This window comes from Homoserinibacter sp. GY 40078 (genome assembly GCF_008017545.1).
Taxonomy (GTDB): Bacteria; Actinomycetota; Actinomycetes; order Actinomycetales; family Microbacteriaceae; genus Homoserinibacter.
In genome coordinates this window covers 596,702-609,639 of sequence record NZ_VRTZ01000001.1, presented here as the reverse complement: position 1 = coordinate 609,639, position 12,938 = coordinate 596,702, and the positions used below count along the sequence as shown (strand labels likewise).

The 12,938-nt window shown below is 70.2% G+C and carries 9 protein-coding genes; 8 read left to right on the top strand and 1 reads right to left on the bottom strand.

Annotated elements, in window-relative coordinates; translation table 11 throughout:
• Window positions 1-11 precede the first annotated feature (11 nt).
• From FVQ89_RS02910 to FVQ89_RS02900, 3 genes are all read left to right on the top strand, one after another.
• A complete protein-coding gene (locus FVQ89_RS02910; protein WP_147900414.1) occupies window positions 12-1,313 on the top strand; it encodes a glycoside hydrolase in 1,302 nt (433 codons plus the stop codon).
• Window positions 1,310-2,311 carry a BadF/BadG/BcrA/BcrD ATPase family protein gene (locus FVQ89_RS02905; protein WP_147900413.1) on the top strand — a complete coding sequence of 334 codons (1,002 nt, stop codon included), beginning with the start codon at window positions 1,310-1,312 and terminating at the stop codon, window positions 2,309-2,311. The genes FVQ89_RS02910 and FVQ89_RS02905 overlap by 4 nt, the downstream gene beginning before the upstream one ends.
• A gap of 74 nt (window positions 2,312-2,385) precedes the next feature.
• Entirely contained in the window at window positions 2,386-4,518 is a 2,133-nt protein-coding gene (locus tag FVQ89_RS02900) for a glycoside hydrolase family 3 C-terminal domain-containing protein (protein ID WP_147900412.1), read from the top strand.
• A 13-nt stretch (window positions 4,519-4,531) separates the two neighbouring features.
• On the opposite strand, the gene FVQ89_RS02895 is transcribed toward FVQ89_RS02900, so the two are convergent.
• Window positions 4,532-5,434, bottom strand: a complete 903-nt coding sequence (locus FVQ89_RS02895; RefSeq protein WP_255513384.1) for an AraC family transcriptional regulator — start codon at window positions 5,432-5,434, stop codon at window positions 4,532-4,534.
• A gap of 128 nt (window positions 5,435-5,562) precedes the next feature.
• Between FVQ89_RS02895 and FVQ89_RS02890 the strand changes: the two genes are divergently transcribed.
• The 5 genes from FVQ89_RS02890 to FVQ89_RS02870 are packed head-to-tail and all read left to right on the top strand — an operon-like array spanning window position 5,563 to window position 12,934.
• Entirely contained in the window at window positions 5,563-6,879 is a 1,317-nt protein-coding gene (locus tag FVQ89_RS02890; protein WP_187264872.1) for an ABC transporter substrate-binding protein, read from the top strand.
• A 55-nt stretch (window positions 6,880-6,934) separates the two neighbouring features.
• Entirely contained in the window at window positions 6,935-7,837 is a 903-nt protein-coding gene (locus FVQ89_RS02885) for a carbohydrate ABC transporter permease (RefSeq protein WP_147900409.1), read from the top strand.
• Window positions 7,831-8,688: a carbohydrate ABC transporter permease gene (locus tag FVQ89_RS02880; protein ID WP_147900408.1), complete on the top strand. Its 858-nt coding sequence runs from the start codon at window positions 7,831-7,833 to the stop codon at window positions 8,686-8,688. The genes FVQ89_RS02885 and FVQ89_RS02880 overlap by 7 nt, the downstream gene beginning before the upstream one ends.
• A gap of 8 nt (window positions 8,689-8,696) precedes the next feature.
• Complete coding sequence (locus FVQ89_RS02875) at window positions 8,697-9,959, top strand: cellulase-like family protein (protein ID WP_255513383.1); 1,263 nt, start codon at window positions 8,697-8,699, stop codon at window positions 9,957-9,959.
• Window positions 9,960-9,988: 29 nt separating this feature from the next.
• Window positions 9,989-12,934 carry a DUF5107 domain-containing protein gene (locus tag FVQ89_RS02870; protein ID WP_147900406.1) on the top strand — a complete coding sequence of 982 codons (2,946 nt, stop codon included), beginning with the start codon at window positions 9,989-9,991 and terminating at the stop codon, window positions 12,932-12,934.
• Window positions 12,935-12,938 lie beyond the last annotated feature (4 nt).

Below are 12,938 nucleotides of genomic sequence, written 5' to 3'. Positions count from 1 at the left end.
AGACATGACACATGGCTGGCATCAAGATGGTGTACATCGGCGGAGGATCCTCGCGCGGCGCGGGGACCGTCGCCTCATTCCTCGAGCGCGGCGCCGAGTTCGACGGCTCGGAGATCGTGCTCGTCGACCTCGACCCCGATCACCTCGAGATCGTCCGCAGCATCGGGCAGCGCATCGCCGATGCGAAGGGACTCGACGTCACCATCTCGGCGACGACCGACCGGCGGGCGGCGCTGACGGATGCCGACGCCGTGCTGACGAGCTTCCGCCCGGGCGGGTTCGCGGCGCGGGCGCTCGACGAGCGCATCCCGCTCAAGCACGGGGTGATCGGTCAGGAGACCCAGGGGCCGGGCGGCTTCTTCATGGCGCTGCGCTCACTCAACACGATCGCCGACATCACCCAGGAGATCTCCGAGGTGGCGCCCCGCGCGATCATCTTCAACTACACGAACCCGGTCAACATCGTCTCGCAGGCGGTCACCCGATTCACCGACGTCCCGATCTACTCCATGTGCGAGGGACCGATCGTGTTCCCGGCGACCACGCTGCGTGCCGCGGGACTCGACCCCGAGCGCGCGCAGATCACGATGGCCGGCGTGAACCACAACTGCTGGTCGTTCGAGCACCTCTACGACGGCGAGGACGTCATGCCCCTGCTCGAGCGGGCGTGGGAAGAGCGCAAGGACGACCCGACGCTGAGCGTCTTCGAGAAGCGCATGCTGCGCCTCGCGGTGACGATGCAGTCGATCCCGGCCGACTACTTCCAGTACTACTACTACACGGAGGAGATCTTCCGGGAGTTGCAGGGCGCCCCGCGTACGCGGTCCGAGCACATCATGTCGGAGCTGCCGATGTACTGGCAGCACTACACCGAGCAGTCGACGGCACAGGTGCCCGAGCTCGACCCGGCGCGCTCGCGCGGCGGCATCCACGAGCTGGAGCTCGCGATCGACGTGATGAGCGCCTACTACAACGACGCCCCCGCGCGGCTTCCTGTCAACCTGCCGAACACGGGCGGCGCGCTGCCCGGCTTCGATGAGGATGTCGTCGTGGAGATGTGGTGCACGGTGGACGGCACCGGCGTGCACCCGGAGCCGCAGAAGGCGCTCCCGCACTCGGTGCGCGGACTCACCCAGGCGCTCGCGGAGTACCAGTACCTCGCGGCCGAGGCGGCGTGGACCGGCGGTCGCCGCGAGGCGATCGTGGCGCTCGCGGCGAACCCGCTCGTGCCGACGCTCAGCGTCGCGGAGGAGCTCTTCGACGAGATGTCCGCCGCGCACGCCGCGTACCTTCCGGAGCGCCTGGTGCGATGACCGACCTGTTTCTCGCCCTCGACGCCGGCAACAGCAAGACCGTCGCCGTCGTCACCGACGAGCGGGGAGCGGTGCGCGGCCTCGGCCGGGGAGGCCGCGGCGACATCTACAACGCGGCTTCCCCGGATGACGCCGTTGCAGCGGTCTTCGGCGCGGCCGATGCCGCACTCGCGGAGGCGGACGCATCCGGCGCCCGCGTGGTGTGGGCCGCATTCCGGGTCGCGGGCGTGGACTGGCCGGAGGACGAGCGATGGTGGGCGGAACGGATCGCCCAGCGCTACCCGGGGCTCGGCGGATTCAGCGTCAAGAACGACGGCTTCGCGTCGCTGCGCCTCGGATCCCCGGACGGCACGGGCGTCGGGATCACGGTCGGAACCGGACCGGCGATCGCCGCGCGCGCCGCCGACGGCGCGGAGGCCTGCACCGGATGGTGGGTTTTCGACGATCTCGGCGGATTCGGGATCGCCAACCGGGCCTTCGAAGCGGTGTCGCGCGCGTGGATGGGGCTCGGGCCGCAGACCGCCCTCACCGCCGAGCTGCTCGGGCTGTTCGAGGAGGGTGAGGTCTACGACCTCCACCACTCCTTCACCCGGCGGTTCGGGGCGCGCGAGTGGGCGGAGCGCCTGCGCGCGACGCGGAGCGTGCTGCGGCTCGCGGCGGACGGCGATTCGGTCGCGCTTCGGATCGTCGTGGATCAGGCCGACGCGCTCGTCGGATACGCCGAGTGGGTGGCCCGACAGGTGTCGGCCGAGCCGGGAGAGGCCGTGCCGATCGTGCTCAACGGTTCGATCGTCACCTCCGAGACGCCCGTGCTCCGCCTCGCCCTGACCGAGCGCCTCGAGCAACGCTTTCCCGGCTGCCCGATCCGGGTCGCCGCGGCTTCGCCCCTCACCGGGTGCGTGCTCGACGCGCTCGCGGAGGGCGGAGTGCTTCTCTCGGAGGCCGAACGGGATGCGGTCATCGCGACCCGCTATCCGGACGGCTTCCTGGCGACCTGAGCACCTCCGTCGCCCCATCTCGCCCGACTGCTGCCGTCGGGCTCCGATTCACGATTCCCCCGAAAGGCCCCCGCATGACCCCGGACCCCTACATCGATCGCGCCGCCCTGCGCACGCTGCCCCTCGAGGAGAAGGCGGCGCTCGTGTCGGGGGTCGGGCCGTACCACACACACGCGATCCCGGCGATCGGCCTGCCCGCCGCAGAGGTGGGTGACGGCCCGCACGGACTCCGCACCGAGACCGGGGTCGAAATGGTGTGGATCCCGTCGACCGGCTTCCCGACCGGATCGGCGCTCGGCGCCACCTGGGATCGCGGCCTCGTGGGCGAGGTCGCGGCCGCGATCGGCGAGGAGGCCCGCGCGATCGGCGTACAGGTGCTGCTCGGCCCGGGCGTGAACATGAAGCGCACCCCGCTCTGCGGCCGCAACTTCGAGTACTTCTCCGAGGACCCTCTGCTCGCGGGCGAGCTCGCGGGCTCCTACATCTCGGGTGTCCAGTCGACCGGGGTGGGGGCCTGCCTCAAGCACTTCGCCGCCAACAACCAAGAGACCTGGCGCACCGAGGTCTCCGTCGAGGCCGACGAGCGCACGCTCCGCGAGATCTACCTGGAGGCGTTCCGCCGGGCCATCGAGGCGGCGGACCCGTGGAGCGTCATGTGCTCCTACAACCGGATCGGCGGGGTCCACGCGTCGCAGAACTCGTGGCTTCTCACGGAGGTGCTGCGCGAGGACTGGGGCTACCTCGGCGCCGTCGTCTCGGACTGGGACGCGGTGCACGATCCGGTTGCCGCGGTGCGTGCGGGTCTGGACCTCGAGATGCCCGGCACCGACGGACGCAGCGCGGGACTGATCGCCGACGCGGTCCGTGCGGGTGAGCTCGACGAGACCGTATTGGACCGGGCGGCCGAGCGCGTCGTGCGCCTAGTGGAGCGCACGCTCCCGGGCGGGCGGAGCGTGGAGGGCCCCGTGCGCGCCGAGGGCATCGTGCCGGGCGCCGAGCTGACCGACTCGCAGGCGGCGGCGCTCGGGGCGAGTCGGCACCACGAGCTCGCCCGCCGCGCGAGCGTCGCGGCGCACACCCTGCTGAGGAACGAGGGCGGCGCGCTCCCCCTCGATCCCGCATCCGGTCGGCGGCTCGCCGTGATCGGCGGGTTCGCCGAGACGCCGCGGATCCAGGGCGGTGGCTCCTCCGGCGTGCAGCCGATCCAGGTGGACACCCCGCTCAGCGCGATCCGCCGGATCGCCGGAGACGACGTCGCGTTCGCACCCGGATACGCCGTGCCGTCGACCACCTTCTACACCGAAGAGGCGTGGCCGACCGATCTCGACGAGCGGCGGCGGTTGATCGCCGAAGCCGTCGAGGTGGCGCGGGCGGCCGAGACGATGATCGTGTTCGTCGGCCTGCCGCTGTCGGACGAGGTCGAGGCGCTCGATCGCACGACGCTCGCCCTCCCCGAGGTGCAGCTCGAACTGCTCGCGGCGCTCGCCGAGGTCGGAACGCCGATGATCGTGGTCCTCGCCGCCGGCTCGGCGGTCACCATGGATCCGTGGCACGACGCGGCGGATGCGATCCTGCTGACCTGGCTCGGCGGCGAGGCGATGGGCGCAGCAACAGCGGAGGTGCTGTTCGGGATCGCCGAACCGGAGGGGCGTCTCGGCGAGACCTTCCCTCTACGGCTCGCGGACACGCCCGCGTACGGGCGTTTCCCCGGCAAGGACCGGCTGGTGCACTACTCCGAGGGCGTGCTGATCGGCTACCGCTGGTACGACGCGAAGAGGATCGACGTGCGCTATCCGTTCGGGCATGGTCTCTCGTACACGAGCTTCGAGTACTCCGACCCGAGGGTGCGGGCTGCTGCCGACCCGCAGGGCGGGTTCGAGGTCGAGCTGACCATGCGGAACAGCGGATCCCGCCCCGGCTCCGAGGTCGTGCAGCTGTACGTCGGCGAGCTGGAGCCGACAGTCGTCCGGGCACCCCGCGAGCTGCGCGGATTCGAGAAGGTGCGTCTCGCACCGGGAGCGGAGACGCGGGTGGCGATGCGGGTCACGGCGCGCGATCTCGCCTACTTTGACGAGGCGCGGAGCCGATGGACGACCCCGGCGGGCGCGTACCGGATCGACGTCGGGGCGTCGTCGCGCGACCTCCGTGTCTCGGTGTCGGTGTCGCTCGGTGACGAGGGCATCCCGGAGGCGCTCCGCCGTCCGTAGAAGACCCGCCCGCTCACCCCTTCCGCTGCGCGCGGTACTCGGACGGGCTCATCCCGTGGATGCGGCGGAACACCCGCGAGAAGTAGAGCGGATCGTCGTAGCCGAGTCGCCGCGCGACTTCCGCGATCGGGAAGGGACCCGCGTCGAGCAGTTGTCGGGCTCGCGCCATGCGGAGGGCCGTGTGGTGGGCGAGCACTCCCCCGCCCGTCGCTTCGCGCACGAGGGTCGCGAGGCGCGACTCCGACATCCCGACCAACCGCGCGAGGTCGGCCACCTTCACCGAGCTGTCGACGCGCTCGGCGAGGTAGTCGAGCGCCCGCTGCAGCGGGTCGTCGCGCGCGGCGCTCAGGCGATCGGAGGCGATCTGCGTCATGAGCTTGAAGGCGGCGCCGGTCGCGGCGACGAGCCGCACGGGCGACTGGTCGCGGGTGAGTCCCGACAGGATCTCGTCGATGAGCGCCACGCAGCGCTCCGGGCTCCACAGCGAGATGACCGGACGCTCGGCCGTGGCGCCGGTGGCGCCGAAGAGCTCGGGCACATCGTTCCCGCGCAGGTGACACCACCAGATCGTCCATGGCGTGCGGTGGGAAGATCCATAGGCGTGCGGATGCGGGCTCGGGATGAGCGCCACCGATCCCGCGCCGATCCCGTGGCGCACGCCGTCGACCTCGACCCACCCCGATCCATCCACGCACAGGATCACGATGCTCTCCTTGGCACCGTTCGGCCTGCTGAGCGCGTGATGCCCCGCGCGTTCGAACCATCCGACGTCGGTGACGAGCAAACGCCGGGTCACGGGGGCGTTGAGGGCCTCCGCCACCGCGGGTCGCGGGAGGACGCTCACCCGCGGATGGTCGATATCCTCGAACGGTTCCACGAGCCGCGGGAAGAACGGGTAGCCGACTTCTTCTGCCACGAGGGGTGCTCCTTCCGCGGTGGAATCGTCCATATGCCCGCGCGCATATGGTATGCCTCGCCGCGATCGTCAGACCTAACGTCGAAGAGTTCGCGCACCGCGCTCACATTCCATGCAAAGGAGCATCCATGTCTACACGACACTCGATCCTGGGCCGCGTCGCGGTCGTCGGGGTCGCATCCGTCGGTCTGGCGGTGGCCCTCGCAGGCTGCTCGACCGGCGACACCGGGTCGGAGGGGCCCGTCGAGATCACCTTCCAGTCCTGGGTCCCGAACATCGACCAGGCGGTCGACGCGTTCAACGAGTCGCAGGACGACATCCACGTGACCCTCGAGACCATCACGGCCGGACCCGACGGCGGGTACGCCAAGATGCTGTCGGCGGTGGAGGCCGGCAACCCCGCCGACGTCGCGCAGGTCGGCTACACCGATCTCCCCGACTTCCTCGTGGCGGGCGCCCTCGAGGACATCACCTCCTACGTCTCCGACTCGGAGGACCTCTTCACCCCCTGGCAGTGGCAGTCGGGTGTCTTCGACGGCAAGGTCTACGCCGTACCGCAGGCGAGCGGTCCGCTCGTGCAGTTCTACCGCTCGGACATCTTCGAGGAGGCGGGTGTCGCCTACCCCACGACGTGGGACGAGTACTACGAGGCGGCCAAGGCGATCCGGGCCACCGGCTCCGACCGCTACATCACGGCCTTCGCCTTCAACCAGGCGCCGTGGATGGTCGGCCTCGCCCAGCAGGGCGGCGCCAAGTGGTTCGACACCGCGGGTGACTCGTGGCAGGTCGACATCGACGGCCAGGACACGCTCAACGTGTTCGCGTTCTGGCAGAAGCTCATCGACGAGGACCTCGTGAAGGTGGAGGCCGACTTCTCGAGCGAGTGGAACGCCGACCTGCAGAACGGCAACATCGCCACCTGGATCTCCGGATCCTGGGCCGACGCGATCCTGCGCGGCACCGCCCCCGACACCGCGGGCAAGTGGTCCGTCGGGGCCGTTCCCCAGTGGACCGCCGGCGAGAACGCCTCCGCCACCTGGGGCGGTGGCTCGGCGAGCGCCGTGCTGAAGGGATCGAAGCACCCGAAGGAGGCCGCCGAGTTCGCGCTGTACCTGAACTCGAACCCCGACAGCGTCTCGATCCTCACGAGCATCGGCGCCGGTTGGCCGGCGATCTCCGATATCAGCGAGATCGCATCGCTGCAGGACGACCCGACCGTGTTCGACTTCTACGGAGGCCAGAACATCTGGGAGGTCGCAGCCGCATCGGATGCCGCGGTCGACAACTCGTGGCGCTTCCCGCCGCTGTGGTCGACGCTCACCTCGTCGCTGACGGACAACGTCAAGAGCGCGATCGACTCGGGCACCTCGCTGACCGACGCCGTCGCCCAGACCCAGTCCGACATGGTCGACGCGATGACCCAGAAGGGGATCTCGGTCGAGTGACCCTGGCGCGGCGGGGGGCCGAGCCCTCCGCCGCGTCCTCCTCCCGAGGAACAACATGAGCAGCACCACCAGAACCCAGAGCCGCGGCGCGATCGTCCTGTTCGTCGCCCCATTCCTCGTGATGTTCGCCCTCTTCTTCGTCGCGCCGATCGGCTACGCGATCGTCGAGAGTCTCTTCGCGGTCAAGTCGTCGGGACTCGGATTCGGCCCGCCCGAAGAGGTCTTCGTCTTCTTCTCGAACTACGTGACGGCGCTCACGTCGTCGTCGTTCCTCGAGAGCCTCGGACGCCTCGTGCTGTTCTCGCTCATCGAGGTGCCGCTCATGGTGGTCACCGCGGTGGGTCTCGCCCTCCTCGTCGACTCCGCGCACGCCCGGTTCGGGAAGGCATTCCGGGTGATCGCCTTCGCCCCGTACGCCGTGCCGGGCGTGATCGCCGCGATCCTGTGGGGCTTCCTCTACGTGCCCTCGACGAGCCCGATCCTGCAGGTGCTCGGCGGTGTCGGCATCGACATCTCGCCGCTCTCGTCTGACACAGTGCTGTTCGCCATCGCGAACATCGCCCTCTGGACCTTCGCGGGCTACAACATGTACATCCTGCTCGCGTCGCTTTCGTCGATCCCCCGCGAGCTCTTCGAGGCGGCGAAGCTCGACGGCGCCGGCGAGTGGCAGATCACCTGGCAGATCAAGGTGCCACTGCTGCGTCCGTCGATCATCCTCGTCACCGTCTTCACGATCATCGGCACGCTGCAACTGTTCGCCGAACCGCTCGTGCTGCGTCCGCTGACGACGGCGATCAGCTCCGACTTCACGCCCAACCTCGCCGCCTACAACCAGACCTTCGCGCAGGGCAACCCGAACCTCGCCGCAGCGATGGCCGTCATCGTGGCGCTCATCGGGTTCGCGTTCTCGTTCGGCTTCCTCCGCTTCGTGAACCGGAAGGAGAACCGCGCATGGTGAGGCAGCCCGCCGCGGGGCTCGGCGCCCGGATCGTCGTCAACGGCGCCCTCGTGATCAGCGCCCTCTACTTCCTGCTCCCGATCGTCTGGGTGGTGATCGCCGGCACGAAGTCGCCGAGCGACCTCTACAGCTCGTTCGGTCTCTGGTTCTCGGACACCCCGCAGGCCATCGAGAACCTCGGCCGCGTGTTCACCCAGGACGGCGGCATCTTCAGCGTGTGGCTGCTGAACAGCCTCCTCTATGCGGGTGTCGGCGCCCTCGGCGCCACAGTCCTCGCGATCGCGTGCGGATACGGCTTCGCGAAGTACGTCTTCCGCGGGCGCGAGTTCCTGTTCTCGGCCGTGCTCGGCGGCGTGCTCGTCCCGGCGACGATCGTCGCCCTGCCCCTCTACTTCCTCCTCAACCCCCTGGGGATCACCGGGACCGCCTGGTCGGTGCTGCTGCCGAGCCTCGTCAGCCCGTTCGGGGTCTACCTCGCCCGCATCCACGCGAACGCCTCGGTTCCGGACGAGGTCATCGAGGCCGCGCGGATCGACGGCGCCGGCGACGTGCGGATCTTCGGCTCGATCTCGGTGCGGATGATGATGCCCGCGGCGATCACCGTGTTCCTCTTCCAGTTCGTGGCGATCTGGAACAACTTCCTCCTGCCCCTCGTGATGCTCGACAACCAGAAGACCTTCCCGGTCACGCTGGGCCTCACCCTGTGGAACAGCCAGACCCAACGCGATCCGCTGTTCACGCAGCTCGTGATCACGGGATCCGCCGTCTCGGTCGTCGTGCTCGTCGCGCTCATGATCGCGGTGCAGCGGTTCTGGCGGGCCGACCTCTCTGCGGGGGCGACGAAGGGATGACGCACCACGTGAACCGCTCCCTGACGGGGCCCGCGCCGGAGCACCTTCCCGGGCACCTGTCGATCTCGCTGTGGGACTTCTCCTGGTACACCCGCGCGGGCGACGGCGAACCGTACGCCGATCTCGCGGGGGTCACCGCCGAGGCCGCATCACGCGGGTTCACCACGGTGCGCATCTGCGCGGCCCCCCTGCTGCTCTATGGGGAGCTGGGTCTCGACGACCTCGCCGCCGACCTCGAGATCGAGGGGATGGGCGCGCCGAGCCCCGGCGGATTCGTCGGCAGCCGCACCCGCTGGTACGACGTGCCGGGTGGATATCGCGTGAACCTCCGCGAGCGTCTGTTCGAGCTCCTCGCCGCGGTGCGCGCCGCCGGCATGTCGGTGATCCTCTCCAGCTGGGAGTACCAGCAGTCGCCGGCGTTCGCCGCCTCGCCGCGATGGTTCGAGGCGATCGACCAGGTGCCGAACGATCGTCGGTACGCGCTGCTCGCCGACTCGTGGCTGCGGCTCCTCGACGACGTCACGGCCGCCGGCTATCGGGACCTCATCGCGATGGTCGAGATGCACAACGAGGTCGACTTCTCGCTGCTGCCGCCGCTCGCGGAGGGCATGCCCGAGGTGACGCGGCTGGCCGCCGCCCATCCGGACCTGCTCGTGACCGCCAGCTACGGCAAGCCGCCGCACCTGTCGATGTACGAGGTGCCCGAGAGCCTGGGCGCGGGGCAGTTCCACGTCTACTGCTACGGGGTGCTCGACGCGCTGCAGGATGAGCTCGACATCCGCGCCGCGGGCGAGGAGGGATTTCCCAACCCCGCGTTGGCGGAGATGCTGCGCCGCGACGCCCCGCCGCTGTCCGAATACGGACGCGCGGCGGAATGGAAGTATCGCGCGACGGTCGTCTCGGATCGCATGCTCTATGGCTACGACTGGATCGACGTCGAGGCGTGGGACCGCTGGCTTCACGAGCGCGTCGGCGACTACCGCCTCATGATGCGTCGCGAGGTGGAGTCCCGCGTGATCGCCGTCGCGCGTTGGGCGCGCTTCCACCAGGTGCCCGTGGTCATCGGCGAGGGGTGGGTGGGCTACACGCCCCTGCACGGCGACTTCGAGGAGAGCGAGGAGGGGCGCGCGCTCACTGAGCACGGCATCCGCACCGCACTCGCGGAGGGTGTCTGGGGCGTCGTCCTCGGCTCGAACATCGCGCCCCACCATCCGTCCTGGTCGCTCGTCGACTGGCAGCGCGCGATGAATCGCCTCATCGCCGAAGCCTGATCCGTCTCTCGAATCGAAGGTCCTGCGTCATGTCGACCGAGTCAACTCAGCCCGGCTCGAATCCGAGCCTCATCGTGCTGCCCGCACCCGGTGGCGAGCTCGCCGATCGTCTCGCTGCGGGCGGTGCGGTCGCGTGGCGCGAGCCGCTGCGCATCAGCACCTACGAGGCGGGGGAGCCGAGCAGGTACCCGATGTTCCTCGACCACCGGGTGTATCAGGGCTCGAGCGGAAGGGTGTATCCGCTGCCGTTCATCGAGAGCGTCGCCGACGAGCCGCACGCGCGCGACTGGGATGCCGTTCACCTCGAGAACGCCTACGTGCGCGTGGTGGTGCTGCCGGAGCTCGGCGGGCGGATCCACATCGGCTACGACAAGACCACCGGTTACGACTTCTTCTACCGCAACAACGTGATCAAGCCGGCCCTCGTGGGGCTGGCGGGCCCGTGGATCTCGGGCGGCGTGGAATTCAACTGGCCGCAGCACCACCGCCCGGCGACCTACCTGCCGGTGGAGACGGTCATCGAGGAGGACGCCGACGGATCGGTCACCGTCTGGTGCGGCGACCACGACCCGTTCGCGCGCATGTCTGCGCAGCACGGGGTGCGGCTGCGCCCGGAAAGCTCGGTCATCGAGCTCGTCGTTCGCCTGCACAACCGCACGAGCGAGCGGCAGACGTTCCTCTGGTGGGCGAACGTCGCCGCGCGGGTACACGACGACTACCAGTCGTTCTTCCCCGAGGACGTCCGCTACGTCGCCGACCACGCCCGCCGCGCGCTGACGGCATTCCCGACCGCGGATCGCCCGTACTACAACGTGCCCTACCCGGAGCTCGCTGCCGAGCATCCGGGAGCGGACCGCCTCGACTTCTACCGCAACATCCCCGTGCCGACCTCGTACATGATCGTCGACACCCACGACGACTTCTTCGGCGGATACGACCACGCAGCCGGCGCGGGCTTCGTGCACTGGGCCGAGCGGCGGCTGTCGCCCGGCAAGAAGCAGTGGACCTGGGGCGACGCCCCGTTCGGCCACGCCTGGGATGCGCAGCTGACCGACGGCGACGGACCGTACGTCGAGCTCATGGCGGGTGTCTACACCGACAACCAGCCCGACTTCAGCTGGCTGCTGCCCGGCGAGACGAAGGTCTTCTCGCAGTACTGGTATCCGATCCCCGCGATCGGTCCGGCTCACCAGGCGACCCCGGATGCCGCGGTGCACGTGGATCGCAGCGCCGGGGTCCGCGCGCGCGTCGCCGCGACCTCGGTGCAGGCCGGCGCGGTCGTGCGCATCCTCGACGGCGCGAAGGTGCTGGAGTCGCGGACGCTCGATCTCGCGCCCGGCGAAGTCGCCGAGGTGGCGGCGGAGGAAGCGCCCGCGTCACCGAGCCTCGCGGTAGAGGTACGGGATGCACACGGCACCCTTCTCGTGCGGTGGGCGCCCGTCGATGCGAACGACGACGAGCCGTGGATGGCGACCGAACCCGCCGCGCCCTCCGAGATCGCGACCGTCGAGGAGCTCTATCTCACGGGACTGCACCTCACCCAGTACCGCCACCCCACCCGCTCGCCGATGAGCTACTGGTCGGCGGCTCTTGAACGCGACCCGGGCGACGTGCGCACCAACCTCGCGGTCGCCGATCGGGCGTACCGCGCCGGGCGCTACGAGGTGGCGCTCGCCCACGTCGAGCGCGCGATGGAACGCCTCACGCGACGCAATGCGAACCCCGTCGACGCCGAGGGCTTCTATCTCGCCGGTCTGGCGCTCTGCCGCCTGGGGCGGATTGCCGAGGCGGAGGCGGCCTTCGGCAAGGCCGGATGGGACGGCACCTGGGCGCCGGCCGCGGGCCTCGAGCTCGCCCGTTCGCTCGCGCGGCGGCATCGCAACCGTGCCGCGCTCCGTGTGCTCGACACCCTCGACGGCGTGGTCGGATCGGACCCTCGCCGCGCCGCCCTCCGCGCGGTACTGCTCCGTCGGCACGGCGAGCATGATGCAGCCCAGCGGGTGCTTCGGGCGGCGCTCGCGGCCGACCCGCTCGACGCGACCCTCCGGATGCTGGCCGGTCAGGAGGTCGTGGGCTCGGGGCTCCTGCTCGACATCGCGCTCGATCTGCGCGACATGGGCGAGACGGCGGACGCCGTGCGGATGCTCGACGCGGTCGTGGAGGCGGGCGCAGACGGGTCGGGGAACCCTGTGCCGCTCGCGCACTACCTGGTCGCCGAGCTGCTCGACCGGAACGGCGACGCGGATGCGGCGACCGCTCGGCGCGCGGCCGCTCGTGAGGCGGATCGGATGCTCGCCTTCCCCGCCGGCCTCGACGCGCATGACGCTCTCGTCGCGGCGATCGACGCGGAACCGGACGACGCCGTCGCGCACCTGCTGCTCGGTTCCCTGCTCTACGCACACGGACGCCGCGGCGAGGCCCGCGACCTGTGGGAGCGCGCGGTCGCGCTCGGCCTCGAGGACCCGGTGCTCCTGCGCAACGCCGGATTCGCGGCGTACACGGTGACCCACGACGACGACCTCGCCTGGCGCCACTACGAGCAGGCCATCTCGCTCGCCCCGCACGACGCGCGGCTGCTCTTCGAGCTCGACCAGCTCGCGGCGCGAACGGGGCGAAGTGCCGCCGACCGGCTTGAGCGTCTGGATGCGGCTCGCGAGCTGGTGCTCACGCGCGACGACTTCACGATCGAGTACCTCGACCTCCTGATCGCCGAGGGCCGGGCGGCCGAGGCGTTCGAAGTGCTGGCGCGCCGTCCGTTCCATCCGTGGGAGGGGGGCGAGGGCCGCGCGCTCGCCGCGTGGGATGCCGCGCGCGCCGCGCTCGGATTGCCGCAGGTGGACCCGCCGCCCACTCTCGGTGAGACCCGGCCCCGCTTCGCGGCCCCGGCGGCCGTGCGCGACGACGGTACCACCGATTACTTCGCGACGAGCCTTCCCGATCTGCTGCTCTTCACCCGCGAGACGGAGGGTGAGTGACGCC